Origin of the sequence: Paraflavitalea soli, from assembly GCF_003555545.1 — a bacterium.
In the GTDB taxonomy this organism is placed as follows: Bacteria; Bacteroidota; Bacteroidia; order Chitinophagales; family Chitinophagaceae; genus Paraflavitalea; species Paraflavitalea soli.
The window spans coordinates 330,737-355,055 of record NZ_CP032157.1 but is presented as its reverse complement, the minus strand read 5'-3'; the positions used below and the strand labels follow the sequence as shown (position 1 = coordinate 355,055).

The following is a 24,319-nucleotide window of genomic DNA, read 5'->3' as shown; positions in this document are numbered from 1 at the left end:
GATTATTGCAAAACGTGGACCATTTGCAACATCCCTTTTTGTAAATCATTAAACACCTTTAGATCAGGGTGAGCCGCCCCGAAAGGGCGACCCACCCTTTAGACGCCTTCGACAAGCTGGGTGCATGCTTCCCCATATTGTCCGTATATGGGATGTTAAAAGAAGAGAAAGATGAGAACGAAAGTCGTGGACTCGCAATGGGTTGTTTACACCAGGTTGGGGAAAGCCTGCTCAACGGCTTGCATAATACCTTCGCCTGTGCGATAACCAGCTAAAAGAATTCCTTTTTGCCCGGGTATTTCTATCAGTAGGGTTGGAAACCGGGTGATACGGTATTGCGCCACGCGGGCGAGGTCTTGTTTGAAAGCATCGATCGCCGCATCCTGCTTATAATCTGCCTCAAATTGCCTGAGATCGAAGGCGGGGTATTCAGCTACCAGCTGTGCGGCCAGGCTTTGCAGGATGGGCCAGGAGGCGATGTTCTTTCCTGCTGCCATCAGGGCCTGCTGCAGGTTTCTGAACAAGGTAATACCGGCCTCCGGTAATTGGAGCGCGGCAGCTTTTACGGCTATACAGGCGGGATAGGAAGATGCCGGGGGATCTTTCATCCACACCTGGTGATGAACAGGCCGGCCCATCAGTTGGGCTGCGTGCATCCACACGGGCCCCATTTGTACCGGCCTGCTAACATTGTTCGCTTCATCGTGAAACTGCTGCCATGATGGCAACATGCCTCCCATCACGTATTGCAGGGTAAGCTGATCACCATATCCAGCCTGCCACTGGTCGAGGTGAGGCTGCATGCCCCAGCTCCAGCAGCAGAGTGGATCGGTAAACCAGGTAGCTTGTATGGGATCATTTCTTTTTCTTTCTTCCATTGCTTTTTTCTTCGAAAGGTTTTGGTGCGGCTTCATTGGCAGTGATGTTGGCATCGGCGCCGGGTATGGGCATCGCATTGTTGGCCATCACACGGGCCTGGTCGCCGGCTTCGGCTTCCGGATCATTCCATTGCTGTTCTCCGATAGGGCATGCTTCATTGACCTCGGCGCTTCTTTGTGCGCTCAATTGCCGATCTAATTCCGCCACCTCTTCTTCGGTACGATCGGTGCCTTCGGGTTCCTGGTCCAGCAAACCGTTTGTATCCCTTACATGTTGGATAGGATCGTCAACATATTGGAAGGTTTCCCCAAACTGGCTGCTGACGCCCTGGTTCCATGGACCGCGGTAATCATTCCCACTGGACATATTGAAATAAAGGTTGCTGTAGCGTGGATCGCCTTGCAGGATACCGGGCGGAAAGTTGGGCTGGATAGAGGCCAGGGCCGCTTCAAACATCTGGAAGTGGGCCACTTCCCGCGTCATGAGGAAACGGAGGGTGTCTTTGATATAAGGATCGTCGGTGAACTGTAACAAATATTCATAGACCATTTTGGCGCGTGTTTCTGCGCCTACATTGGAACGCAGTTCGCTGGTAAGGTCGCCCTGTACATCTCCATTAATATAAGCGGCGCTCCACGGAACACCCTGGCTATTGGTATAGGCGGGGCCGCCGCCTGAACCTACGAAGAACTGCGGGGCCACCATACCCTGGTGGATCATGTCCTCTTTGGCTGCTTTTCCATTGAGCAGTTGCATAATTTCTGAATTGTCGGCAGCATTCTTCAGGTCGCCGTTGATACCGGTGAGCAGCAGCTGAATGGTAGCGCCTACGATCTCGAGGTGACTGAACTCTTCGGTGGCAATATCCATCAGCAGGTCGTACTTATCGGGATATGGTTTCTTGGCGCCGAAGGCCTGCCCGAAATAACGCAGCGCAGCAGCCAGTTCGCCATTGGCGCCACCAAACTGTTCGAGCAGTAAGGTTGCGAAAGCAGGATCCGGTTTAGACACGCGTACGTTGAACTGTAATTCTTTTACATGGTAAAACATACAATTAATTTTAGTGTATGCGCAGCAATTCCTGCGCCGACAGCCAGGTGCTGTTTATGTGTAGAGATAATGCCTGTAGCTGGTATTACCCATGTAACAGCACCGCAGCATCATTTATTAATTTACCGATAGTCAAGGCTATTGTGTAAATTGACCGCATGAAATGGATCACCCGTCAGCATCCGAAAATTGTGGGCCATTGCTGGGGGTATGGCTTATAATCACCCAAACGACTATGAGTTACTGGAGAAAGGCATGCTGATCTATGATGCGCTGTATAGCTGGGCGAAACACCTGCAAAAGGAGAAGCATACGCAACAACCTTTTGAACACCTGCTGCTGGAGGTATTAAATAGAAGACAAACAGCAGTTATTATATCGCCTTACCGGTACCTGCCAGGTTTGGCAATGAGCAGCCTGCCTCGGTAACGGCAGGCTTTCAATTTGGCATAGCCTTTTAACGATGCCAGATCTGTCTCAGGTATTGTTGATGTGTTTACAGCGTTCCCAATAATCGAAGATGCAGGTAAGCATGGTGCGGATAACATTCATGGAAGTGGGTTTTTCAAAATAACCCTGAACACTTAACAGGTGGGCCATGCGCACCACTTTCTTATCAGAATGGGTAGATATGAACACAAAGGGAATACCTTTCTCGCGGAGGTAGGGATTGTCCTGAATACGCCCTTTGAACTCCAGGCCATTCATACGCGGCATATTGATATCGCAGAGGATGATGAATGGCTGCTCAGTCGTAGCCAACAAATACTCCAGAGCGGGAAGGCCATCTCCGAAAAAGCGTATCTCATTGGGAATTCCAATGTTATGGATGATCTCAGCATATAGATCGCGGTCGTCGTGATCATCATCCACTATAATGATAGGTCCTTTGGTCATATTAATTGGTTGGTGACGCCGCTTCCGGCGCCGGTGTCAGATTCGGCAATGGCTTTCAATGCATTGGCTACGGTAATCACTTCTTCCATGGTAGCTCCTTTTTTGATACAGGCATAAGCGCCCCCGGCCAGGAGTAACTCCTTTCGCTGTGGCGATATTACGGTAGAATATACGATCACCCTGATGCCGCTGTATCGCGGATCTTTTTTTAATATGGCCAGGATATCAACCGCATCATGCCGGGGCAGCACACTGTCTAATACGATCAGGGCCGGGTACTGATGGGATTCGATCTGCCCGAGATATTGGAAAAGATGATCTCCATCGATAAACTTTTTGATCTCCGCCTCGTATCCGATAGCTATAAATGCCTCGTCGATGATAAAACGATCGTCAGGATCATCTTCTACCAGTAATATTTTGAAACCTGGTGGCAACATTTTTCTGGTATTTAAATTCAAACCATATGCCAGCAGGGATGGCCTGGTCCCTTGTCCGAAAAATACAATTTAAAGCGCGGCGGCTTTACGTATTTCGCCGGACAAATGTATTTCATGAAAAATATACTCCTGGTCCTATGCCTCGCCTGGTGGGGCGGCAGCTTGCAGGCGCAAACGGACAGTACCCCGAACAGTCATTCCATTTCGCGCAAATATTATGTCGACACTATTCAATCCGCTTCCCTCAATGCCAAGCGGAAGATCAAGGTTTATCTGCCGGATGATTTTAAGCCCACCAATAAATACCCGGTCATTTATGTGCTGGATGAGAACTGGCTATTTGATCCTGTTGTGAATGATGTGGTAAAGCTGCAGGATTTCAGTGTTATTCCCCCCTGCATTGTGGTGGGCATCAACAGTCCGAACAGGAACTATGACCTGACACCTAATCTAAATACGGGAGCCTTCACGGGATGGAACAAAAAGTTCCATGATTACCTCACCCAAGAGGTGCCGGCACATATTGCCCGTAAGTATTCCACGCCGGTGTTCAACATCCTGGTGGGCCATTCGGATGGGGCTACATTTGCGCAGAATGCGATGACGGCCAGCCCGGCTGCTTTCCGGGGCGTGATCGGCCTTAGCCAGAACCTCTTCGGTGATGAACTGGAGCAATACATCAACTACAGCCAGGGGAATTTTACCAACAACAATTATTACTTCGTGGCTTCCGGTACGCGGGACGCTACTTCGCGACTGCGCTCGGGCAGGAAGCTCGATAGCTTGTTCCAGCTCAATAGCAACCCGTACCTGAAGGTAAAACACGAGGTATATGCAGCCGACCATAGCGGCATTGCAGGTATGGGGCTTGCCAATGGCCTTGGTTTTGTCTTCTCGGATTATTACCAGCCTAACGGATGGGACCGGGAGCTGGCAGACTCGCTGCGCAAGATCCATATGGACCCTACGGTGCTTATTCAAAATACCCTGGACCGGATCAACGGTATCTATGGCATCGATGCCAAAGCGGACAGAAACGCCATCATGGACCTGGCCTTCGGTATTGTGACCAATAAAGACCAGGCCAAAAGCTACCTGGCCTATATGAAGGAACACCTGAAGATCGATGACCAGTTTAATTCCAGTGCAGCGCAGTTGTATGAAAGGATCTCGGAGTACGATATAGCGCTTGAGTACTGGACCAACTACCTGAACGATCCGGCCTCCTATAAAAGTAATTTCTTTTACTTCCGGCGCCCGATCGAGCTAATAGCCTATAAAATGAACAAGCCGGAAAAGGCGATTGCCTTTGCGGAAGAATGGGAAAAACTGGCGCCGGCCAGCGTTCAGTTGTCCTTCAAGTTCTTTATTGCCAAAGTGGCCTCGGATAAAAAGGTGCTGAAGAAAAAAGGCAAACAAAACATCGATGCGTTTATCAAACAGTATGATGCCACGAAGACGCAATACAGCATGGATGATGCCCGTAAATTACAAAGCCTGTTGGAGTGATCGAAGTAAATGAGGTATCTATCGGCGGGAAAAAACTGCCGGCAGGCAATAAACTGACCTACTATCGCACAGGCCGCAATCGCCCCGCTTAAAGTCGTATACAGCCTCTGTCCTACTCTAAATTTCTTCCCATCTTTGTTTTGTCAAAGCAAACAGCTGAACAAAGTGGAGCAGCGACCACTGTACAAACGGGCGAAACCGAAAAGCCATACGAGTAGGAAAAAATGATAGTATATGTCAAACAACACTGTAACATTACACCGCGTACTTAAAGCAAGTCCTGAAAAAGTATACCGCGCCTTCACCGATGCGGCAGCGATCGCTTCCTGGTTACCTCCTTATGGATTTACCTGCACAGTACACGAGATGAAGGTGGAGAAAGGCGGCGGCTATAAGATGTCGTTCCAGAATTTCTCTACCGGCAACGGTCATTCCTTCGGCGGCACTTATGTAGAACTCAAGCCCAATGAATTGTTGAAATACACGGATAAATTTGATGATCCCAACCTGCCCGGAGAAATGCTGACCACGGTGTCACTGCGGCAAACCATTGCGGGTACGGAGATCAATATTACACAGGCGGGCATTCCGGCTGCTATACCTGTAGAGTTTTGTTATTTAGGCTGGCAGGAATCGCTGGAAAAACTGGCCAGGCTGGTAGAGCCGGTGATACCGGATGCATAAGCTGACTACTAAATAGGGGATCAACCCTGGCTGGCTGCAGGCATACCAAATACCTGCTGTTCCAAAAACGGGTTGCGGAATTTGCCCCGGGGATCCAATTGGGTGGCCATTTGTTTGAATGCCGCCCATTTTTCGTAGCGCTCTTCCAATACGGCTGGCGGGATAGTAAAGAGCTTACCCCAATGCGGCCGCGCCCGGAAGGGGGCCAGCGCCCCTTCGATCAGGGGCAATAGCTGCATCACTTCAGGGATGTGCTGCTTCCAGGTGAAGTGAAAGGCGATGGTATCCTGCTGGTAGCTGGGACTAAGCCACAGCTCATCGGCGGCGATGCTGCGGATCTCGGAGATCAGCAAATGCGGTCCGGTCTGTTTGCCCAGGGCAGCGAGGGCCTGCAATGCTTCTACGGCGTGGTGCGCAGGCACAAAATATTCGGACTGCAGCTCTTCGCCATTGCTGGGCATAAAGCCCATTTTAAAATGCGGCAGGCGCTCGTACCAGGGCCCTGGCAGGCCCAACTGGTCGGTACAATTTTCGGCAGCTACTCCGGCGATGGGATGCAGCTTGTGCCGGGCCGCTGTGGCACCAAAGAAAAGGGGCATTTGTGAAAAGCCGTGCCCCTCCCCTGCCATCGTTTTTATCCATACTTCGTTGATACTGTCCTGTTGCCAATCGGTAAACAGGCTTACACTATACCCTGCGGCCATGACCTGGTGGAAATGTTGGGTGAGCTGCGCCAGCGGCAGGTGTTCGTATACATATTGCTGCATGTGAAAGCGTGGCTGTACGCGCAGGGTGAGTTGGGTGACCACTCCCAGGGCACCGAGGCCCACTACGGCGGCTGCGAGTTGATCCGCGTCCTGCTCTTTCGATAACCGACGGATACTACCATCTGCCAGCACCATTTCCAGGGCCGTGACGGCTGTTGCAAGATTGCCATTAGTCACGCCTGAGCCATGGGTGGCGGTGGCCACGGAGCCTGCCACGGAGATATGCGGCAGGGAAGCCAGGTTGTGCAAGGCAAATCCTTTGGCATCGAGCCAGGGGCACAAGGCCCCATAGGTAATGCCCCCTTCCACGGTGACAGTCAGCGCCGCTTCATCGAGAGATAATACCTTATTGAGCTTATTCGTAGACAGCAGGATATGGGGACTGTCGGCAATGGGGTTGAAGGAATGGCCGGAACCCAGCACCCGCAGTGAGGGGGACTGCTGTACCAATGCCTGTACCTGTTCTACGGAGTCGGGATACACTATATGGCCGGTGCTGAAAGTGATATTGCCTGCCCAGTTGTGCAGTGGTTGAGGTGGGGCTGTATGCTCCGGTGTATTTTCTATTGGCTTGTGTGCCTGATTTGTTGCCATGAGGCAAAAGTATTCTTCTCCTGCGAAATATTGGCGGGCGGGCATGGAAGGGCCTGCCTGATTGACTGAAAAAATCGAAAAAATCGATCAACGCTATTTTCACCCTATTACTACCCTTCGACTACCCTACGACTACCCTACGACTGCCCTACAGCTTTCCTCCGGGGCAGGCCCGTTTCTTACACCAAATTTACGGGATCCCAGCCAGCACTACCGGTGAACGGGCGTGTTATGACCATTACCGGCTACAATAACTGCTTTGGGCTACTTGTGGTAGAAAAAGTTGAAAAAGAGACAGTAAATGCAGCTACTCTTTACCTGGTCCGGACTCCTTAGGCTCCTCAATAACAAACGCCTTTAATGCAGCCATCTTGCCATCGCGAAATTGCCAGACATCGCAATAGGAATAGTCCACCATTTTCCCCTGCTGGTCCTTCATACTGATCTTGCCAAGCGCGGTAACATACTCCCCTCCGTCGATCAATCTTTCGACCATGAACTTTGGCGGCTCCAGGTAGGTCGTAGCCATGTATTGCCGAACGGCTTCCTTACCCCGCAGTGTCTTGTCGCCCACAAATGTCCATTCGGTATCCTCGGTGCAACAATTCAAAAATCCTTCATTGTCGCCTTTTGCAACAGCTGCATTGGCCTTTTCGAGTATGGCGATATTGTTTGACTGCATGTGGTAATTAGTTTTATGGTGGCCCCCTGGTTCCCGATGAGGGGCAGCGGGCGCTGGTAGTAGGTATAAAAAGGATGCCATGGGTGGGAGGGGCAACGATACAATTTCCATCCCTATTTATGCGTAGGGAAAAAGCCTCCTGCCATCCATTATCATACGAATAATCTATTTCATCAATCATAACGGGAGGGCTACGACTGCTATTGCAACTAGCTATTAATAGTTATTTATTAATGCTGCTCATCCAAATCAGGAAATAAACAACACCGATCAGCAATGCCAATACAATGCCTGCCACAATGGACAGCTGCATATAATTGTCCGACCTCTTGCGCCTGTAATGCTTGTGTGTCAAATGCAGGTGCTTTCCTTTCCAGGCTTTTTCACTGCGGGCCTGGTCGCGCAGCAGTATGGCATACCCTGCGTCGGTAGTTAACAATTTTACCAGCCTGGCATTCTCTACCGATCGGTTAACAAATGTATCCAGCTGCGCCTGTTCGTCTACGGTGAGTACACCTTTGGCCTGTTTATAAATAAGCAGGCGCAATCGTGTAGCATCATTTACATGCTTTTCCATTTTTTGTATTTCGAGAGCGATAAAAACATTCTTCTTCACTTATAAAACAAGTTCACCCCAGGATCGTTACCGTCCCAGCCCATATTTATTTTTCCGACCCTGTAGCCGGGGTATACTACTCCGTTTCTAAGAGAGTAAAATGAGGGCGCAGGCATCCAGCAGTATTTTATTTTGCAGGAGGTTGCGTAACTGAGCTAATGCTTTCGATTTAGCAACCCTCACATGCAGGGGCGTAATACCCAGCTGACTGGCTACCTCGTCATTTGATAATTCCTCTAAAAAAGCCAGTTGGATGATGGAGCGTTTTTGATCGGGCAGCTGTTGCAGCGCCTTGTGCATTTCCTCCAGGTGTTCGTTGATCATGGTATTGCGCGTCACCTCGTCGTCGGCGCTCACGACTTGCGCCAGGGCCTCCAGGTCTTTTACGATCAGTTCTTTTTTATTCTTAAATCCACTGCCGTATTTAAGGAAGTTATAGGACCTGCTGCGGCATATGGCATAGAGGTACTTTTGCATAGCTGCCTGCGTATCAAACTTTTCCTTCACCTTCCAGCAATGTTCAAAGGCATTACTTACAATGTCCTGTGCGGCTTTCTCATCTTTTACAAACTGGCGGGTATACCGGAAGAAATTAACCCTGCAGGTCAAATAATACTGTTCAAATTGCTTAACTGTCAAGCTAGTCGTTTTGGTGATTAATGGGATATTAGAGTTGCCAGGTTCAATATACAAGGATTTGCTGTACGACTGTTGCCAGATTGTATTTTTTTGTGAATGGCTGCCTATTTTGACCGGATTCGGGTATAGATACCCGAATCCTTTTGGGATAACGATGCAGTGTCCCGACCGCTCCTTGTTCGTGCCAGGGTATTAACAAGGTTGTATATTGGTTTGGTCTTCTTCGGTATTTCTTCGGTAATTACCAAAGCCAGCCCAAGCGAATACCGAACGAGTACCGAACAAGTACCGAAGAAGAAGCTAATCTACCCCCTATGTGGGGCCTATATGTACTTGTTAAGGAATTTACAAAATGTGCTTGTTTTTAACTGTATTTAACGGTATGTACCGAAACATGCTGATATGCGTTTGGGCATTTGGAAATCGCTTTTGCGGGATATTATATTCGTATTGAACAACCGCAGATACACCGGTTAACCTTTGCTGTTGTTCGCAAACCATTTTTTTTTAACTTTAAAATTTACATTTTATGGGAAGGATTCGAAAGGGTGTCCTGGGCGGCTTCTCCGGAACCGTAGGCACCGTGGTCGGCAGCAACTGGAAAGGCATCGAATACATGCGCAGTTTGCCTACCATCAAAAAGAAAAGGATCAGTAGTCAAAAACAATTGCAGCAACAGGCACGATTTGCGGTAGCCAACAGGTTTATCCGCAGCATGTCGGATCTGTATATGTTGACTTACGATGATCCCGCCGCTAATGAGACGGGGGTAAACTCGGCGCTTTCAGACGTACTCAAAAGAGCAGTCGTTGGCACTTATCCTTCGTTCAGTATCCTGTACAACCTGGTGTATGTGAGCAGGGGAAGCCTGCACAATGCTTCGACGGCCAATGCTACAGCAGAAGCCGGTGCCGTTATACGGTTTAACTGGGTCAATACAGAAGGGAGTATCGGTAAAGAGTCGCCTAACGATCGGGTGATCCTTGTTGCCTACTCTTCTGAGTTCAACCGTGCAGTATACCGGAAAGGAGCATTGCGTAGCGCCCTGACCGATACACTGTCGGTACCCGGGTTCGTTGGAGAATCGTTGCATACCTGGATCACCTTCCTTTCGGAAGATGAACAGGATTATGCCGATAGTCTCTATACCGGACAGATAGACATACAAGTGTAGCGTCTGGCATTTTGTTAAAAAAAGAAAATTATTGGGTGCACACAATAATTTTCCTCATCTTTGGTACAGCACATTCTTCTCCATTTTTTTTCTTCTCTATCATTCTTCTTCTTTACAATTTTAGTTTGTTCAACAACTAAAAGCCTCCTTTATGTATCAGCTATATTTTGTTGATGCAAGCTGGCCTTGTATTAACGCACCGCCAACATGGCTTTCAAGGAGTAATCCTTGCGCATTGGTTCATCATCATTCATTCTTTAAACAGTTTATTTATGAACCATCAAGCCCATAATACCATAACAGCCGGCACTACCGGCGGTACCATTTTATCCATCATCATGAGTATTCATCCGGGTGACTTGCTAAAAACTTCTGTTTTGGCCGCTACCGGCGCGATGGTTAGTTTTTTAGTTTCCCTGTTGATGGGACAAGTAGTAAGATGGTACAAACACAGGTCTTCGAATAAGCACTAATTCACTGCCGGGAGTCCGGACAGCCGGCCCGGCAGTACCTTAAATAGTGACATTATGAATAGCCCAATATTACTTCATTGCCAGGATATCCAAAACCTAACAGGAAAGTCAGCCAGTTTTGCCCGGGCAATGATCAATGAAATCTGGAAAGCCAAAGGAAAGCTGAAGCAACGCTGGATTACGATATCCGATTGCGCTCATTACCTGGATATATCGGAAGAAACTATTATTAAGTGGCTGAGTGGGGATAAGAGATGACATTTCATAACACCGCTTCCTTTGATACTCTAATACATCACTACTTGTGAAGCGCGGCCTTGACGATCACGTCACCATAATAGCGGGTAATTTCTTCTTTTTCGGCTTTATTCCCACGTTCAAATACGCGTTGGATTACTGCCTTATATTGCTTCTTCCAATTGATCTGTTTAATATCTGTATCCCAAAACAGTGCCTTTCGCAACATGGAAAGATCGGGTGCATCAGTTTGATCTTTCTGCAGTTCTTTTTCGATTGCATAGTAGGTCTGCAGGAGTGCCAATGTGCCAACCTCCAGCCCAGCTCCCGATCTATTCTTAAAGCAACTGGAAGTGGCAGATCCCTTTTACCTTTGATTATCTGGTTAAATGATTGTGGTGCAATGCCAATAGCCAAAGCAAAAGGACGCTGAACAAGGTTCCGCTTCTTTAGCTCCCGCTCTAATACAATGCCCGGATGAATACCTTTGTATTTTTCAAACTGCCTGGTCATACTGCTAATGTAAGCGTTTTTGCTTATGTAGAGTACCCTTCGGCAGGTACAATAGAAAAAAGGCCCGGAGGCCTTTTCATATGTGACAACGGGGGCAGCCGGCAATGCCTGGGCAGTGGCGGCAACGAGGAGGATGTAACCGGCAAAGGCCTTTTCAAAAGCTGCGCACCGGGACCTGCGGACAACGAAGATGCGGCACTGCTCAATCCCTACCATAACGCAGGTAGTACAGGCAACGAGATAATACTTCATGCTAATACATTTAAAAATTAAAAAAAGCAGCAAAAGCTGCCCGCAGCTGGCATTGCGGCATGAGCGTAAGGCCAAAAGTAGCGCGGAATAAATGCGTGTATTGCTATTGGTGCCCGCTTGATACAGCTGGTGCAGGATGAGGCGATGAGGAAATGTTCTAAAGCTTTATGCCGAAACTTTTGGCAGCCTTGTGGGGGGAAAGGCAGCAAGGCAACGAGGCATTGGGCAACGAAGGAAAAACGCTGCTAACTGATCTTGTGGGTGCAGACTATTGTAACCCTATTTTCAATGAAAGCGTGAGCGTGCAAGGTGTGGCCGTGTGTTGGCATGGGCTGGCATGCCGCAATAATTTTGTGTGGCGGCTTTTTGATGTATTTGGCAGGAAGGGATGAGTTTGCCGTATATGCGGTGGTGGGGATGAGCGGGAGCTGGATGAGTTCACAGAGCTTGCCGATGAGTGCCATCTGTTGAAAGCGGCAATCCTGTTTATGCATGAATAGCCTGGATATTGCATCAGCCAGGCAGTTGCTCTCTAACTATAGAGTTCATTCCTTACTTTTTGAATCAGTTCACTGTGGTATAAGCAGCATAGATAGCTGTATCAACGGGTCTGAACAGGCACAGAGAGAATATGTACAATCTATTCTTTCAGACTTTGAAATCGTGTACGCCGGGTTCGATGTAATAAACATGCGGCACGCCCTTATCGCTGAGGTTATCGTGTGTACGTTTGCTGAAACTGATGAGGTTGTCTTTGTCGCCGCAGGAGATCCACAATAATTTGAGTTGCTGCTTCGCTGCTTTCCTGTAGGGGCCAATTCCAGAATGACAGTGAAACATAAAAAAAACCCGGATGCATGCAGAGCAGCGGCAAACCGGGAATAACAATACAAATATAAGTTTTTATATAAACAGAAAAGCTACTCCAATTTAAGGTAGCCCTATTGGCTTTCAATGCCGTACATTGAATTCTAAGTATTGATCTCTTCAACGATTAGCGAAATACAGAGCTGCCTTCAACACTAATTCCCGCATAACGCTAAGTCTTTCAGTGAATCCAACCAGTTTATCTCATTTCGAAAATGGCATCTAAGGTCCACATGAGAAAGCGCTGATGAGATAATTCAGGCGACTTGATTTAAGATAAGTTTTAGCCGATCTCCGGGGCCAGGGCAATCTATGCTGCAGATAATAGTTATACTGGTATTATTCTCTCCCCATGAAGGTATTGTTTATCCTTGCTGTCGTCTGTTCCTTCCTTTTACCAGCTATGCCTACCACAACAAAAAATGCCAGGGGCATAGGAACTGCACGTATAAGATCGATACTGTGACGGTGAAGCAGGCGATCGAGTCGGGACATAAGAAGGCGTGTGGGTATTGTTATCGGTGATTCCTGCTAAGCTCCTCTCCCTCCCATTGTACGGATTCCCGTAAATAGTTGTCCCCCGCCCCTATTATCTTGTGGTTATTTCAATTCGGTTGGTGTGAAACGATATTCAAAACCTAAAATTCATGCTATGAAACAAATGCTCCTGGTAGTTTTGATCAGTTTAGCCTTTGCCTGTGGCAAATCCGGTGGTACAGAAACCGGATGTGGCACCTACAACGGTAAAACCCTTTACAAAGGGGCTAATGGCGGATGCTACTATTACAATAGCAATGGCAATAAAACCTATGTCGACAGCTCTAAATGCCACTGTTAATATGCCACCCAGAAAACCATACAACCCCAATACCGCCTATGGCCGCAGGAAAAGGAGGGAGGAAGCGCAAAAGTATTATGACAGTTTGCCGCCAGAGAAACAAAGGGAAATAGATGACTGGAAGATAGGGTGCTTCCTGGTGATCAAGCAGAATTAGCGCTATGACATACACATTGAACATCGAATTACAAGGAACTTTCTCCCCTGAGTTACTTTAAATACGGCAGGTAAGGAAGTATTACCCGATTACACTTTAACTCATAAAATTCATAGTGTTAATGTTTCTCCAATTTCCCGGGAGAGTATGGTTAACAATTTCCACTTATTCGTTCTATTTAGGGTTTATGAAGCATTATTACTAATAAATAAGTCCATATATGTATTACTAACAATTGACATTTCAGAATAGGCAGTGTCCGCACCATGGCATATATACCCATTTGTTTTATATGGATTTGATCACTAAACTAACATCAAAATTACTAGAATGAAAATTTCGGCTTTACGAATTACTAACTTTCGGTCATTCGGCCCTATTACCCAAACACTCAAATTTAATCAGAAACTTAATTGTTTCATTGGCCTTAATAGCTCCGGTAAAACAGCAGCATTGGATGCGATTCGGAAAATTTTCGGATCCCAAACAGAGCGACTGCTCAGCAAAGAAGATTTCCATGTACCAGCCGACGAAGGCTCCCTCGACCCGCAGGAAAAAGCCCTCTCCATTGAAATCGATCTTTGTTTTGATGAAGACGATCCAGCCTCTGCGCTATTTGATACCGACTTTACGCTTGAAGTGCTAGGCGCCGACCCCATTGTCCGTATTTTACTGGAAGCCTCTTGGGCACCATCAGTCACCACTCCAGAAGGAGAAATCGATGCACAACTCTACATTGTTACTCAGCCTTCTGCTGCTGGTGAAGACAATGAAAAAAAGCCATTTCCTAAATACATGCATGGGGTGTTTCAGGTAATCTATATCCCTGCCCTTCGTAAAACAGCTGACCAGCTCCGGTATGCTTCCGGCTCCATCCTACACCGACTACTGAAAACGATTACGCTCACAGACGAATTCCGGGTCAAAGTCCGTGAACAGGTGGAGCACCTCAATGATCTTTTCACCGGTCTTGATTCCTTTGGCGCTATCCAGCAGACGGTACAGGACAACTGGGAAAAATTCCATAGTGATAAGCGCTTCAGCGATGCGACGATGAAATTCGGAACAGGAGAAATCGATGAAATGTTAAAAAAACTCGAAATACATTTCACGCCTTCACCCGGTCGACACCGGCAATTTAAAATAGACGATCTCGGTGATGGCTATCGCTCTTTGTTTTACATCAGCATGGTATGTGTGCTGCTACAGATCGAGCGCCAACTGCCGCAGGAGGAAGCCGACCAAGACAATATTCGTCCGCTGCTTACGATCCTGTTGGTGGAAGAGCCGGAAAACCATATTGCACCACAGATACTTGGTAGGGTGATAAAAATCCTTCAGGACATTACAGTGCAGCCGGGCACGATGGTTTTGCTTTCCTCACATACACCGGCCATTGTAAAAAGGCTTGAGCCGGAGTCCATTTTTCATTTCCGGATCACCGATGAGGATCAAACAGAGGTCAACGACATTGAGTTACCCGATGCGCAAGATGAGGCCTATAAATATGTGAAGGAAGCGGTACAAAATTTCCCTGAAATATATTTTGCCCGTGTGGTACTTATCGGTGAAGGCGATAGTGAACAGGTCATATTCAATCATATTATGAAGGCGATGGATTTGGACTTCGATGAAAACCTGATCACCTTTGCCCCCTTGGGACACCGATTTGTAAACCATATCTGGAAGTTACTCACACGCTTGAAAGTTCCCTATGTAACACTGCTGGACCTGGATATGGGTAGGTATATGGGCGGATGGGGAAGAGTGCAATATGCGCTACGGGAATTAATCAGCAAAGGCGAAGTCCAGGATGAAGTACTAATTAAAAGAGGCGCCCCGCTTACCGACCAAGAGCTAGATGAGATGCATGAACGTAATTATTCAGAACAACAAATGAGTAACTTGGAATATTGGAAATGTCGGCTTCAGTCATACGACGTATTTTTTGTGCGTAACCTTGATCTAGACTTCTTAATGCTGCGAAACTTCCCAGATTACTATAAACAATTGATTCCCCGAAACGGTGGCCCGAGGATACCTGATCGCGTTGAGGAAGAAGAGGAATTTAAAGAGTACATTGAAAATGCCGTTGCAGCTACTTTAAAAAGCAAAGACTATCCGACAGGGCTTTACGACGACGACGATCGGGAGTTAATGATCTGGTACAATTATCATTTTCTCAACCGTGGGAAACCGGTTACTCACATTCAAGCCCTTTCGAAAATTCCTGGTGATATCTTCGAACAGAATATACCTGGCATCTTTGTCGATATCATTAATCGTATGAAGAAAAAACTGGGTATCGTATGAAAAAATACATTCGCGAAGAGGACTGGGTTCCAGCCGATAACATGCACATGGAGAGGGCAGCCCATAATGCTATACGTGAAACCGGGAATTCATTGATTGTTGCAGGTCCTGGATCGGGGAAAACCGAACTTCTGGCTCAGAAAGCTACTTTCCTACTACAAACTGGCCGCTGTCCATGGCCTAAAAAAATTCTTGCGATCAGCTTCAAGGTAGATGCTGCCAATAATTTGCGCGATAGAGTGCAAATGCGTTGTGGGCAGGCACTGGCCAGGCGCTTTGATTCCATGACATTCGATGCATTTTCCAAATCTATTTTTGATCGCTACCGCCGCGGACTGCCTGAGGGCTTTAAAGTGCAACAATACAATGTTAACCTCAAAATGAAACAAGCCATTGAAGCGGCATTTCTCAGCGTGGACGAGGAATTTGCCAGGACCGCTAACGTGGGCAATCAGGAAAAATACCTTACAGCTCGGCAATTCCCGTTGTCCCCCAACGATCAAAGCATTGCTGTGCTAGGAGACGTTTGGCGGCACATGCTCCGACAACCCAACCCTGATCTGAATTTTCAGATGATAATGCGCCTGACCGACTATATCCTAATGGTCAATCCAAAGGTGAAAGCCATCCTGCAGCAGACCTATTCGCATATATTCCTCGATGAATTTCAGGACACCACCGACATCCAATACGATTTTTTAAAAACCTGTTTTCTCAATAGCCCGGCTAATTTCACGGCGGTGGGCGATGATAAGCAAACCATTATGGGATGGGCCGGTGCAAAAGAGAAAATCTTTGAAACATATTCCAACGATACAAAGGCCAGGCCTTTTCCGCTAACGATGAACTGGCGCTCCGCACCCCGGCTGATTCGTTTCCAAAATTACTTAGTTGATCAGTTGTTGAAGAAACCGGCAATAGCCGTGCCCTCCGACCTATGGGGAGATATTGAAGGAGAAGTTCGCATGTGCTTTTTCCCAGATCACAACAGAGAACGCCAATACCTACTTGACCAAATTTCCGGCTGGCTGAAGAATGGACAATTGGCACCACGAAATATTTGTATATTGGTAAAGCAAAAAACCGAGTATTACTCGCCAGCATTAATTGAGCTATTTTCGAAACATGGGATCAAAGCCAGAGATGAAACCGAACTGCAGGATTTGCTGACAGAACCCTTCCCAGTGTTTATTGCAGATGCGCTCGAACTTGTCTTTTCTTCACGGTCAGCAACTGCTTGGGATAATGTTTTTCGTTTTCTTGTATTCATCAATCAGAGCTATGAAGACGACCAGATGCTTTCTTTGAGGCGCAAAACCATCACATTCTTCAAAAACGCCCGAAACAACTTTAATAATGGACGATTAAATTCAGCCGGTTTCAATTTACTGATAGGTGAAATTGCCAAATATGCTAACATAAAAAAGGTAAAGGATAACTATCCCCAATACAAAGATGGGAAATGGCTCAGAAAGATTATGGAAGCTATGACTACATATTTGCTGAAGCAATATACATTGACAGGCAATATGCTTACAGCTCTCGACGCCTTGCGGGGTGCAGATACTATTCCCATTATGACCATACATAAAAGTAAGGGCCTTGAATTTCACACAGTAATTTTCGTAGGATTAGAGGACTCGGCATTCTGGTCATACCAAACTAGTACAACGCCTGATAATAATACCTTTTTTGTCGCACTGTCAAGAGCCAAAGAAAGAGTACTATTCACGTTCTGTCAAACCAGACCACTACCTACCAGAGGAGGGGGTACCCAATATGCCAATGGCATTCAGCAAATACATCAATTAATCAATAATTTTTCTGAAATAGATATCCATAACGAAATATCCTAAGTACAATGACAGTAAGATAATAGCGAAATGGAGAATCCATAGAATCTAGAAAACCTCAACTTATTAATTGTGTAAAATAAATTTGGAAACTAATAATGATATTATTGCAACCGTAGCTCTAATAATGAAATGCCATATTAGATTTGAAGATATCTTTTTATTTTTTCTATTGATTTCAGTTTGTTCATTTTTGTCTCCTTTAGTAATACTAAAATAATGTGGATTTTGATATTTGCCTATTTTTTCAAAAACAAAACTACCAAATGATGCTCCAATAATATTTGAGACAAAGTATATTGCAAACATTAACATTGCCCAAAACATGCCATCGAGATATGCTTCTTTTCCAAATTCAACTAGGTTAATATATTTCAAATGAATTTTGAAGGCAATAAACAAAAAAGCCAGGCCAATAGTAGTAGTCATATAATGCCCCACCCTTGAAAGCGTTGATTTATGTTTTTCTAAAAAAGTTTGAATCCGGGACTGCGGATGAAGCTTTTCAAGGGAATTATACCAAACCTCAACTATATTAATAAGTTCTCTAGATAAAATAATATTTATGAAATCTACCTTACAAACTAAAAAAGATAAGTTCTCTCTTAATTCAATTTCATCATCGCCATTAGCAATGAGGTGAAACACTTCGTTTGGACGCAATGATGAGCCAATTCGAACTTTTAATGTATGCTTTTGTGGCAGCTTATAATTAGGTAGTTTTATAGAAATGTCCCAATTAATTGAAATGCTTTCAGTTTTTTGTGGAACTTCCCAATGATTGTTTTTAAAAACCTCCCAAGCATTAAAAGATTTCACTTCGCCTTTCTCGAAAATAACTGTAATAGTAGTGATATTGGCAACAAGCTGATGGATTTGTAGTTTATCTTGAATTTTCGCATTAATGTCTAAAAGATCATTATAGGTTACAAGACGAGCGCCGCCAAAAACCTTCATATGTGTATCAGGCTTCGCATTTAACCAATAATAAACTGATTTTAGAGTCTCAATATCAAGCTGAGCAGGTAAATTACCTTCAGCCCCATTTGTTAACATTACCTCAGACATAAGATGCTGGTTTTGTATTTTCTACATTAAAATCAAATTGAAAAGCAATATGCTACATTGTAGAAACGAATACACAAATACAGACAACCACCCTTAGGAATAATATTGTGTTAAAGCCCACTTTAAATAATGTATATGACCGATGAAGAGTTCCGACAGACTATTTGTTTCGAGCGCCTCGTAAAAAGGGTCTTAAACTAATTGGCAGTAAATTGAAATAATGGCCAAAATCTAGGCAGAGTATTTAAACGAAAAAAAGGGACCGCTCACGCGATCCCTTTTTCCTGGAGGTCCCGACCAGATTTGAACTGGTGTAGGAGCTTTTGCAGAGCTCTGCCTAGCCGCTCGGCCACAGGACCCTTTATTTACCCACACCGCACATGGACTGTTCGATTGGGGTGTGCAAAAGTAGGATATTTGTTGGATATTTGAAACCAGCGCAACACAATTTTTATGCAACGTATCCCGGAATCGGAACTGATTATCAACCATCGCGGGGCCATTTACCACCTCGATGTACGCCCAGAAGAGCTAGCCCACACAATTATTACGGTAGGTGACCCGGACCGGGTACCCGCGGTGAGCAAGCATTTTGACCGGATGGAGGTGCAGCGGCAGCACCGGGAATTTGTGACGCACACGGGCTATATTGGCCAAAAACGGCTGTCGGTGGTGTCTACGGGCATCGGGCCGGACAATATCGACATCGTGCTGAACGAACTGGACGCGCTGGTCAATATCGACTTTGACAGCCGCACGATCAAACCGGAACATACGCTACTTAATATTATACGGGTAGGTACCTCGGGGGCGCTCCAGGCGGATATACCGGTGGACAGCTGGGTAGTATCCACGCACGGCCTGGGGATCGACAACCTGATGAACTTTTACCGCCACGAGGAAAATGACAGCGAAAAACAGCTGCTGCAGGCCTTTATCACGCAAACACAGCTCAACCACCGCATTTCGCAGCCCTATATCAGCGCCGGCAGCGCCTCGCTGATGAAGCATTTTGCAGGAGAAGGCATCCACGCGGGGATCACGGTCACCTGCCCCGGCTTCTACGGCCCGCAGGGCCGGGTACTGCGCCTGGGACTCAGCAACCCCAACCTGATCGACCGGCTCACGGATTTTACCTTCGGTCAACACCGGATCACCAACTTCGAGATGGAAACCTCGGGCATTTACGGCCTGGGCCGCCTGCTGGGGCACCATTGCCTGTCGCTAAGCGCCATCGTAGCCAACCGGGTTGTTAAGGAATTCTCAAAGGACGGGAGCCTGGCGGTGCAGGGTTTGATCACGAAAACATTGGAAGTGGTAAGTACGTTATAATTGTTGTCGGTTTGTTATTAATTTTGGGCTTCGACAGGCTCTTTTAGATCAGGGTGATCCCGCCAATTGGCGGGACCGGAGGGCGACCCACCCTTCGACATAAAGCAAAAACAGGAGAAGAATCTACCACATGAAACTTATTTTTCACAAGTACCAGGGCACGGGCAATGATTTCGTGATCCTGGACAACAGAGACGAACGCTACAACGACCTGAATACAGAACAGATCCGCTTTTTGTGCGACCGCCGCTTTGGCATCGGCGCCGACGGACTGATGCTGCTCAATACCAAGCCGGGCTATGACTTTGAAATGAAATACTACAATGCCGACGGCCGGGAAAGCACGATGTGTGGCAACGGCGGGCGCTGCCTGGTAAAATTTGCTTACCACCAGGGTATCCGGAAAAATATGTACCACTTCATGGCGGTAGATGGCGCCCACGAAGCAGAAATAGATGACGACGGCACGGTGAGCCTGAAAATGAAGGATGTGAATGGCATCCGGGAAAGTCATGGTGATTTTATCCTGGACACGGGCAGCCCGCACTACGTAAAACTGGTGACGGATGTAATGGCCTTCGACGTATACAAAAAAGGCATGGACATCCGCTACAACAATACCTACGCCAAAGAAGGCATCAACGTAAACTTTGTAGAACAGAAACGGGAAGACGAGATCATCGTACGCACGTACGAACGGGGGGTGGAAGATGAAACACTCAGCTGCGGCACGGGCGTCACCGCCAGCGCGCTGGTATGCTACCATAACGAACGCGGCTTCAACGACGTAACGGTACTCACCCGCGGGGGTAAACTCTCGGTAGAATACGACCGGGTGGATGAAGATACCTTTCACAATGTATGGCTGTGCGGTCCTGCAGAAAAAGTGTACGAGGGAGGGATCGAACTGAAATGATGCCACTACCCCCTACCCTTACTATCGACGACATATTGCGGGAATCAGACAAAGCCTTTCAGCGGTTCACCACTTTCTGTAAAGACCTGCCACCGGAACTTTTCTTCCGGGAAACGGACGGCAAATGGTCGATCGCACAAAACCTGCAACACCTGGTGATCTGCACCAAAACGGCCACGGCGGCCTATGCGCTCCCCAAATTCCTGGTGCGCCTATTTGGCGGCAAACCCAACCGGGACTCGCGCCCCTACCCGGTGCTGGTGGAAAAATACCAGCAGAAACTGGCGGCAGGCGGCAAAGCACAGGGCCGCTATATTCCCAAGCATATGAAACCCAACTCCAATAAGGAGGAGCTGATCAAACACTGGCGGCAATTCACCACCATTTACCTGCAGGCGCTGCGGAAAAACTGGAAGGACGAACAGCTGGACAAGTACATTGTCAAGCACCCGCTATTGGGCAAGATCACGCTGCGGGAATTGTGCTATTTTACGATATACCATACGGATCATCATTTGGAGATTGTGAAGAAACGCTCATAGTAATTTCGGATTTGGAGTTTCGGGTACCGGGTTTAGAGTTTCGGGTTTGAGGTGCCGGGTTTCGGGTTCTCCCTGTGGGGCAGCGTACGTTGTATTAGCCTGATCCTGAACGCTTACATGCGATGGCAACACGAAACTCAAAACCCAAAACACGTAACATGTTTTCCCCTACCTTTGCGCCGGCAAAATGATCCAGTACTTCAAAAATATCAATCACCAGACGGTCGCCATCGACAAACCGGAAAATGGCAGCTGGGTAAATGTATTGCCCCCGCTGAAGCAGGAAGAATTTACAGAACTGGCGGACGGGCTGGATATTCCGCTCGACTTTTTGACGGACTCACTGGATATCGATGAAAGAAGCCGTTTTGAAGAAGACGACAACGTGAAGTTGGTGGTCATCAAAGCACCCACGGAAAACAACTCGTTCAACGAAAGTGATGCGCTCTACATCACGATCCCGATCGTTATCATCCTTACGCACAACCAGATATTAACGGTGAACAGCTTCGACAACGAAGCGATCAAGAAATTCCTGCACACTTTCCAGAACCGTCACCCGGACAACCGGAAGATGATGGCGCTGAAGATCTTCGAAAAGATCATTCAGACGTATATGGATTCGCTGAAGGAGATCAACCACCGCCGCAATATCGTAGAACAAAAGCTGTATGCCGCCAACCGGAATGAAGAGCTGCTGCAGCTGATGCGCATACAAAAGAGCCTGGTGTATTTCGTAACAGCGCTCCGCTCCAACGAAATGCTGCTGATGAAGATCGAACGCACGAACTTCCTGGCACTGAATGAAGAAGAGAAGGAGTTCCTGCAGGATCTTATCGTAGACAACTCACAGGCGCTTGAAATGGCCAATATCTACACCAACATCCTGAGTAGTACGCTGGATGCCTTTGCCAGCATCATTGCCAATAACCAGAACGAAGTGTTGCGCCGCCTGGCGGTGATCACGATCGTATTGACCTTCCCGGTACTGGTAGCCAGTATCTATGGCATGAACGTGCCCATCCCTTATAAAGACTCCCCTTACGCATTTTATATCCCGGTATTTCTTTCGCTCGTGATCTCGCTCGTGATCGGGTGGTTTTTCCTCAAGAAGAAAATATTCTAATGTATGTTTAACGTAAGAGTATACGGCATCCTGCTTGGCGACAACAACCAGGTATTGGTGGCGGATGAATTTATCCGTGGCGGTTATTATACGAAGTTTCCCGGCGGCGGACTGGAATTTGGCGAAGGCACGCGGGATTGCCTGAAAAGGGAATTCAAGGAAGAGCTGGACCTGGAGGTGCGGATCGGGGATCATATCTATACGACGGATTTCTTTCAGATGAGCGCTTTTACGCCCGACCAGCAGATCATTGCGATCTATTATTATGCGCATGCGCTGGAACCGATCAAGGCCCCCCTGCGCACGAAGTTGTTTGACTTTGATGAACAGCAAATGGAAGTGTACCGGCAAACGGGTGAAACGGAGACGTTCCGGTTTATTGACTGGGAAGATTTCTCCGGGGAAGTGGTTACACTGCCGATTGATAAGGTGGTGGCTGACCTGGTGAAGGCAGCCGGGAAATGAGTTATTGCTTCATCATGACCTTTACGGGTTGGTAGACGGGTAAGGTGACGATAAAGGTAGTGCCTTCGTTGGCCTTACTGTGGGCGGAGATAAAGCCATGGTGCTTTTCCACGATCTTCTTGCAAAGGGCCAGCCCAATACCGGTGCCTTCAAAGGCACTGCTCACATGTAAACGCCGGAACATTTCAAATACCTGCTCGGCATATACCTGGTCGAAGCCGATGCCATTGTCTTCCATAAAAATACGGCAGTACTTCCCTGCATTCTCCTTATTATTACCGGCAATTTTTTCCTGCCCGGTTGTCAATTCATAGCGGATGGTGATCTGTGGTGTGACATCTGTCTTGCTGTACTTGATGGCATTGCTGATGATATTGTAAAACAAAGGCCTGATGAGCCCGGGGTTTACTTCCAATGCCGGCAAAGGCTCCAACAAACTGATGTGCGCTCCTTTTTCCTTAATGGGTGTCTCCAGATCGGCCAGGGCCTCATCGAGCAGGATATTGAGGTCGGTAAATTCAAAATTGTCTTTCTCGCCAGTGAGCTTGGAAAAAGCCAGGATGTCTTTGATCAGGGCCTGCATACGCGCCGCCGCACTCTGTATGCGGTCGATATATGCATTGGCATCTTTGTCCAGGCTATCCTTGTACTTAGTAGCCAGCAGATCGCTGAAGGTGCGGATCTTGCGCAGGGGTTCCTGCAGGTCGTGGGAAGCCATGAAGGCGAAACGGTCCAGGTCGCGGTTGGCGGATTCCAGCAAGGTAATATTGCCCAGCAACTGCCGGTTGAGTTGTTTGATCTTTTCTTCGGAAGCTTTGCGCTCGCTGATCTCGTCTTCCAGGTTTTTGTTGATGGCCTTTAGCTTTTGCTCCTGCATAAGGAGTCGCCTGTTCTTCTGGTAGAGGTCGATGAATACAGATACCTTGGCCCGCAGCAATTCGGGATTGATGGGCTTGTAGATATAATCCACGGCCCCGGTACGGTAGCCTTTGAAAATATTGTCTTCGCCATAGTTATTGGCGGTAATGAATATAATGGGGATATGGCGCAGCTTCTCCCTTTCATAGATGAGGGCCGCGGTCTCGAAGCCGCTGAGGTTGGGCATCTTCACATCCATGAGGATCAGGGCAAAGTCGAACTCTGTTAACAGGATCTTCAGGGCATGACGGCCGGACGTAGCTTTTATGAACTGGTAGCCGTCTGGCTCCAGGATGGCTTCCATGGAAAGCAAATTATCTTCCCGGTCGTCTACCAATAAGATCTTTTGCTGCATTAGTTTGAATTTCTATTTAATAATGTTAGGACAAGGGATAAGGATCGTTGTTCTAATCGTGTTCGCTTTTCAAGCTGCGAGCGGCGAGCTACGAGCTACGAGCTACGAGCGTTGAACAGTCAGCTACGGAACAGCTGCGCGCTACGAGCTACGAGCCTTTTGC

Annotated in this window: 29 protein-coding genes and 1 tRNA gene; 17 read left to right on the top strand and 13 right to left on the bottom strand. The window is 47.2% G+C overall.

Going from position 1 to position 24,319, the window contains the following annotated elements; all coding sequences use genetic code 11:
• Positions 1-206: 206 nt before the first annotated feature.
• Together D3H65_RS01410 and D3H65_RS01405 are read right to left on the bottom strand one after the other, a co-directional pair.
• Positions 207-914, bottom strand: coding sequence for a DsbA family protein (locus D3H65_RS01410; protein ID WP_162915343.1), 708 nt, complete (start codon positions 912-914; stop codon positions 207-209).
• Positions 856-1,929 carry a manganese catalase family protein gene (locus tag D3H65_RS01405; RefSeq protein ID WP_119048546.1) on the bottom strand — a complete coding sequence of 358 codons (1,074 nt, stop codon included), beginning with the start codon at positions 1,927-1,929 and terminating at the stop codon, positions 856-858. The genes D3H65_RS01410 and D3H65_RS01405 overlap by 59 nt, the downstream gene beginning before the upstream one ends.
• 210 nt (positions 1,930-2,139) lie before the next feature.
• Between D3H65_RS01405 and D3H65_RS01400 the strand changes: the two genes are divergently transcribed.
• Positions 2,140-2,358: a chromate resistance protein gene (locus tag D3H65_RS01400; protein ID WP_245999658.1), complete on the top strand. Its 219-nt coding sequence runs from the start codon at positions 2,140-2,142 to the stop codon at positions 2,356-2,358.
• A gap of 48 nt (positions 2,359-2,406) precedes the next feature.
• On the opposite strand, the gene D3H65_RS01395 is transcribed toward D3H65_RS01400, so the two are convergent.
• Together D3H65_RS01395 and D3H65_RS01390 are read right to left on the bottom strand one after the other, a co-directional pair.
• Complete coding sequence (locus D3H65_RS01395) at positions 2,407-2,826, bottom strand: response regulator (RefSeq protein ID WP_119048545.1); 420 nt, start codon at positions 2,824-2,826, stop codon at positions 2,407-2,409.
• Positions 2,823-3,266, bottom strand: coding sequence for a response regulator (locus D3H65_RS01390; protein WP_119048544.1), 444 nt, complete (start codon positions 3,264-3,266; stop codon positions 2,823-2,825). The genes D3H65_RS01395 and D3H65_RS01390 overlap by 4 nt, the downstream gene beginning before the upstream one ends.
• A 114-nt stretch (positions 3,267-3,380) precedes the next feature.
• Between D3H65_RS01390 and D3H65_RS01385 the strand changes: the two genes are divergently transcribed.
• Positions 3,381-4,775 carry an alpha/beta hydrolase gene (locus D3H65_RS01385; RefSeq protein WP_162915342.1) on the top strand — a complete coding sequence of 465 codons (1,395 nt, stop codon included), beginning with the start codon at positions 3,381-3,383 and terminating at the stop codon, positions 4,773-4,775.
• Between the two features lie 234 nt (positions 4,776-5,009).
• Entirely contained in the window at positions 5,010-5,459 is a 450-nt protein-coding gene (locus D3H65_RS01380) for an SRPBCC family protein (RefSeq protein WP_119048542.1), read from the top strand.
• A 20-nt stretch (positions 5,460-5,479) separates the two neighbouring features.
• Here D3H65_RS01380 and D3H65_RS01375 read toward each other — a convergent pair whose 3' ends face one another.
• From D3H65_RS01375 to D3H65_RS01360, 4 genes are all read right to left on the bottom strand, one after another.
• The gene (locus D3H65_RS01375; RefSeq protein ID WP_119048541.1) at positions 5,480-6,820 is read right to left on the bottom strand and encodes an FAD-binding protein; all 1,341 of its coding nucleotides are present in this window, start codon (positions 6,818-6,820) and stop codon (positions 5,480-5,482) included.
• A 307-nt stretch (positions 6,821-7,127) separates the two neighbouring features.
• The gene (locus D3H65_RS01370; protein ID WP_119048540.1) at positions 7,128-7,502 is read right to left on the bottom strand and encodes a nuclear transport factor 2 family protein; all 375 of its coding nucleotides are present in this window, start codon (positions 7,500-7,502) and stop codon (positions 7,128-7,130) included.
• A 223-nt stretch (positions 7,503-7,725) separates the two neighbouring features.
• A complete protein-coding gene (locus D3H65_RS01365; protein ID WP_119048539.1) occupies positions 7,726-8,079 on the bottom strand; it encodes a hypothetical protein in 354 nt (117 codons plus the stop codon).
• A gap of 126 nt (positions 8,080-8,205) precedes the next feature.
• A complete protein-coding gene (locus tag D3H65_RS01360) occupies positions 8,206-8,757 on the bottom strand; it encodes an RNA polymerase sigma factor (RefSeq protein WP_162915341.1) in 552 nt (183 codons plus the stop codon).
• Between the two features lie 529 nt (positions 8,758-9,286).
• Between D3H65_RS01360 and D3H65_RS01355 the strand changes: the two genes are divergently transcribed.
• The 3 genes from D3H65_RS01355 to D3H65_RS32750 all read left to right on the top strand — a co-directional run bounded on the left by D3H65_RS01355 (position 9,287) and on the right by D3H65_RS32750 (position 10,662).
• Positions 9,287-9,931, top strand: coding sequence for a DUF6266 family protein (locus D3H65_RS01355; protein WP_119048537.1), 645 nt, complete (start codon positions 9,287-9,289; stop codon positions 9,929-9,931).
• A 272-nt stretch (positions 9,932-10,203) separates the two neighbouring features.
• The gene (locus D3H65_RS01350) at positions 10,204-10,404 is read left to right on the top strand and encodes a hypothetical protein (RefSeq protein WP_119054344.1); all 201 of its coding nucleotides are present in this window, start codon (positions 10,204-10,206) and stop codon (positions 10,402-10,404) included.
• Between the two features lie 54 nt (positions 10,405-10,458).
• On the top strand, positions 10,459-10,662 hold the full coding sequence (locus D3H65_RS32750) for a hypothetical protein (RefSeq protein ID WP_162915340.1): 204 nt from the start codon (positions 10,459-10,461) through the stop codon (positions 10,660-10,662).
• Positions 10,663-10,702: 40 nt separating this feature from the next.
• Here the strand turns inward: D3H65_RS32750 and D3H65_RS33130 are convergent, their stop codons facing one another.
• Positions 10,703-10,945: a DUF6922 domain-containing protein gene (locus D3H65_RS33130; RefSeq protein WP_211345596.1), complete on the bottom strand. Its 243-nt coding sequence runs from the start codon at positions 10,943-10,945 to the stop codon at positions 10,703-10,705.
• Between the two features lie 173 nt (positions 10,946-11,118).
• Between D3H65_RS33130 and D3H65_RS01340 the strand changes: the two genes are divergently transcribed.
• Both D3H65_RS01340 and D3H65_RS01335 read left to right on the top strand, forming a co-directional pair.
• Positions 11,119-11,427 (top strand): hypothetical protein, encoded by a 309-nt coding sequence (locus tag D3H65_RS01340; protein ID WP_119048536.1) that lies wholly within the window; start codon positions 11,119-11,121, stop codon positions 11,425-11,427.
• A gap of 146 nt (positions 11,428-11,573) precedes the next feature.
• On the top strand, positions 11,574-11,798 hold the full coding sequence (locus D3H65_RS01335; protein WP_119048535.1) for a hypothetical protein: 225 nt from the start codon (positions 11,574-11,576) through the stop codon (positions 11,796-11,798).
• A 256-nt stretch (positions 11,799-12,054) separates the two neighbouring features.
• Here D3H65_RS01335 and D3H65_RS01330 read toward each other — a convergent pair whose 3' ends face one another.
• On the bottom strand, positions 12,055-12,246 hold the full coding sequence (locus D3H65_RS01330; RefSeq protein WP_119048534.1) for a hypothetical protein: 192 nt from the start codon (positions 12,244-12,246) through the stop codon (positions 12,055-12,057).
• A 679-nt stretch (positions 12,247-12,925) separates the two neighbouring features.
• Between D3H65_RS01330 and D3H65_RS01325 the strand changes: the two genes are divergently transcribed.
• From D3H65_RS01325 to D3H65_RS01315, 4 genes are all read left to right on the top strand, one after another.
• Positions 12,926-13,111, top strand: coding sequence for a hypothetical protein (locus D3H65_RS01325; protein ID WP_119048533.1), 186 nt, complete (start codon positions 12,926-12,928; stop codon positions 13,109-13,111).
• A 1-nt stretch (position 13,112) separates the two neighbouring features.
• Positions 13,113-13,268, top strand: a complete 156-nt coding sequence (locus tag D3H65_RS32745) for a hypothetical protein (protein WP_162915339.1) — start codon at positions 13,113-13,115, stop codon at positions 13,266-13,268.
• Between the two features lie 330 nt (positions 13,269-13,598).
• Positions 13,599-15,581, top strand: a complete 1,983-nt coding sequence (locus tag D3H65_RS01320; protein WP_119048532.1) for an ATP-dependent nuclease — start codon at positions 13,599-13,601, stop codon at positions 15,579-15,581.
• Positions 15,578-17,437, top strand: a complete 1,860-nt coding sequence (locus D3H65_RS01315; RefSeq protein WP_119048531.1) for a UvrD-helicase domain-containing protein — start codon at positions 15,578-15,580, stop codon at positions 17,435-17,437. Before D3H65_RS01320 ends, D3H65_RS01315 begins: the two co-directional genes overlap by 4 nt.
• Before the next feature lie 63 nt (positions 17,438-17,500).
• On the opposite strand, the gene D3H65_RS01310 is transcribed toward D3H65_RS01315, so the two are convergent.
• On the bottom strand, positions 17,501-18,502 hold the full coding sequence (locus D3H65_RS01310) for a hypothetical protein (protein WP_119048530.1): 1,002 nt from the start codon (positions 18,500-18,502) through the stop codon (positions 17,501-17,503).
• Positions 18,503-18,787: 285 nt separating this feature from the next.
• Positions 18,788-18,861, bottom strand: a tRNA-Cys gene (locus tag D3H65_RS01305).
• 94 nt (positions 18,862-18,955) lie between these two features.
• On the opposite strand from D3H65_RS01305, the gene D3H65_RS01300 reads away from it, so the two are divergent.
• The 5 genes from D3H65_RS01300 (at position 18,956) to D3H65_RS01280 (ending at position 22,883) form a co-directional block, all read left to right on the top strand.
• The gene (locus tag D3H65_RS01300; RefSeq protein WP_119048529.1) at positions 18,956-19,834 is read left to right on the top strand and encodes a nucleoside phosphorylase; all 879 of its coding nucleotides are present in this window, start codon (positions 18,956-18,958) and stop codon (positions 19,832-19,834) included.
• A gap of 130 nt (positions 19,835-19,964) precedes the next feature.
• Complete coding sequence (gene dapF / locus D3H65_RS01295) at positions 19,965-20,750, top strand: diaminopimelate epimerase (protein WP_119048528.1); 786 nt, start codon at positions 19,965-19,967, stop codon at positions 20,748-20,750.
• Complete coding sequence (locus D3H65_RS01290; protein WP_162915338.1) at positions 20,747-21,292, top strand: DinB family protein; 546 nt, start codon at positions 20,747-20,749, stop codon at positions 21,290-21,292. Before dapF ends, D3H65_RS01290 begins: the two co-directional genes overlap by 4 nt.
• 187 nt (positions 21,293-21,479) lie before the next feature.
• Positions 21,480-22,418, top strand: a complete 939-nt coding sequence (locus tag D3H65_RS01285; RefSeq protein WP_119048526.1) for a magnesium transporter CorA family protein — start codon at positions 21,480-21,482, stop codon at positions 22,416-22,418.
• Between the two features lie 3 nt (positions 22,419-22,421).
• Positions 22,422-22,883 (top strand): NUDIX hydrolase, encoded by a 462-nt coding sequence (locus D3H65_RS01280; RefSeq protein ID WP_119048525.1) that lies wholly within the window; start codon positions 22,422-22,424, stop codon positions 22,881-22,883.
• Between the two features lies 1 nt (position 22,884).
• Here D3H65_RS01280 and D3H65_RS01275 read toward each other — a convergent pair whose 3' ends face one another.
• A complete protein-coding gene (locus D3H65_RS01275; protein ID WP_119048524.1) occupies positions 22,885-24,156 on the bottom strand; it encodes a response regulator in 1,272 nt (423 codons plus the stop codon).
• Between the last annotated feature and the right edge of the window lie 163 nt (positions 24,157-24,319).

What these genes read in the sequence shown, in the direction of transcription:
- D3H65_RS01410 (WP_162915343.1), bottom strand. Translation starts at nt 914, where the DNA reads ATGAAGCCGCACCAAAACCTTTCGAAGAAAAAAGCAATGGAAGAAAGA.
- D3H65_RS01405 (WP_119048546.1), bottom strand. Translation starts at nt 1,929, where the DNA reads ATGTTTTACCATGTAAAAGAATTACAGTTCAACGTACGCGTGTCTAAA.
- D3H65_RS01400 (WP_245999658.1), top strand. Translation starts at nt 2,140, where the DNA reads ATGGCTTATAATCACCCAAACGACTATGAGTTACTGGAGAAAGGCATG.
- D3H65_RS01395 (WP_119048545.1), bottom strand. Translation starts at nt 2,826, where the DNA reads ATGACCAAAGGACCTATCATTATAGTGGATGATGATCACGACGACCGC.
- D3H65_RS01390 (WP_119048544.1), bottom strand. Translation starts at nt 3,266, where the DNA reads ATGTTGCCACCAGGTTTCAAAATATTACTGGTAGAAGATGATCCTGAC.
- D3H65_RS01385 (WP_162915342.1), top strand. Translation starts at nt 3,381, where the DNA reads ATGAAAAATATACTCCTGGTCCTATGCCTCGCCTGGTGGGGCGGCAGC.
- D3H65_RS01380 (WP_119048542.1), top strand. Translation starts at nt 5,010, where the DNA reads ATGTCAAACAACACTGTAACATTACACCGCGTACTTAAAGCAAGTCCT.
- D3H65_RS01375 (WP_119048541.1), bottom strand. Translation starts at nt 6,820, where the DNA reads ATGGCAACAAATCAGGCACACAAGCCAATAGAAAATACACCGGAGCAT.
- D3H65_RS01370 (WP_119048540.1), bottom strand. Translation starts at nt 7,502, where the DNA reads ATGCAGTCAAACAATATCGCCATACTCGAAAAGGCCAATGCAGCTGTT.
- D3H65_RS01365 (WP_119048539.1), bottom strand. Translation starts at nt 8,079, where the DNA reads ATGGAAAAGCATGTAAATGATGCTACACGATTGCGCCTGCTTATTTAT.
- D3H65_RS01355 (WP_119048537.1), top strand. Translation starts at nt 9,287, where the DNA reads ATGGGAAGGATTCGAAAGGGTGTCCTGGGCGGCTTCTCCGGAACCGTA.
- D3H65_RS01350 (WP_119054344.1), top strand. Translation starts at nt 10,204, where the DNA reads ATGAACCATCAAGCCCATAATACCATAACAGCCGGCACTACCGGCGGT.
- D3H65_RS32750 (WP_162915340.1), top strand. Translation starts at nt 10,459, where the DNA reads ATGAATAGCCCAATATTACTTCATTGCCAGGATATCCAAAACCTAACA.
- D3H65_RS01340 (WP_119048536.1), top strand. Translation starts at nt 11,119, where the DNA reads ATGAATACCTTTGTATTTTTCAAACTGCCTGGTCATACTGCTAATGTA.
- D3H65_RS01335 (WP_119048535.1), top strand. Translation starts at nt 11,574, where the DNA reads ATGCCGAAACTTTTGGCAGCCTTGTGGGGGGAAAGGCAGCAAGGCAAC.
- D3H65_RS01330 (WP_119048534.1), bottom strand. Translation starts at nt 12,246, where the DNA reads ATGTTTCACTGTCATTCTGGAATTGGCCCCTACAGGAAAGCAGCGAAG.
- D3H65_RS01325 (WP_119048533.1), top strand. Translation starts at nt 12,926, where the DNA reads ATGAAACAAATGCTCCTGGTAGTTTTGATCAGTTTAGCCTTTGCCTGT.
- D3H65_RS32745 (WP_162915339.1), top strand. Translation starts at nt 13,113, where the DNA reads ATGCCACCCAGAAAACCATACAACCCCAATACCGCCTATGGCCGCAGG.
- D3H65_RS01320 (WP_119048532.1), top strand. Translation starts at nt 13,599, where the DNA reads ATGAAAATTTCGGCTTTACGAATTACTAACTTTCGGTCATTCGGCCCT.
- D3H65_RS01315 (WP_119048531.1), top strand. Translation starts at nt 15,578, where the DNA reads ATGAAAAAATACATTCGCGAAGAGGACTGGGTTCCAGCCGATAACATG.
- D3H65_RS01310 (WP_119048530.1), bottom strand. Translation starts at nt 18,502, where the DNA reads ATGTCTGAGGTAATGTTAACAAATGGGGCTGAAGGTAATTTACCTGCT.
- D3H65_RS01300 (WP_119048529.1), top strand. Translation starts at nt 18,956, where the DNA reads ATGCAACGTATCCCGGAATCGGAACTGATTATCAACCATCGCGGGGCC.
- dapF (WP_119048528.1), top strand. Translation starts at nt 19,965, where the DNA reads ATGAAACTTATTTTTCACAAGTACCAGGGCACGGGCAATGATTTCGTG.
- D3H65_RS01290 (WP_162915338.1), top strand. Translation starts at nt 20,747, where the DNA reads ATGATGCCACTACCCCCTACCCTTACTATCGACGACATATTGCGGGAA.
- D3H65_RS01285 (WP_119048526.1), top strand. Translation starts at nt 21,480, where the DNA reads ATGATCCAGTACTTCAAAAATATCAATCACCAGACGGTCGCCATCGAC.
- D3H65_RS01280 (WP_119048525.1), top strand. Translation starts at nt 22,422, where the DNA reads ATGTTTAACGTAAGAGTATACGGCATCCTGCTTGGCGACAACAACCAG.
- D3H65_RS01275 (WP_119048524.1), bottom strand. Translation starts at nt 24,156, where the DNA reads ATGCAGCAAAAGATCTTATTGGTAGACGACCGGGAAGATAATTTGCTT.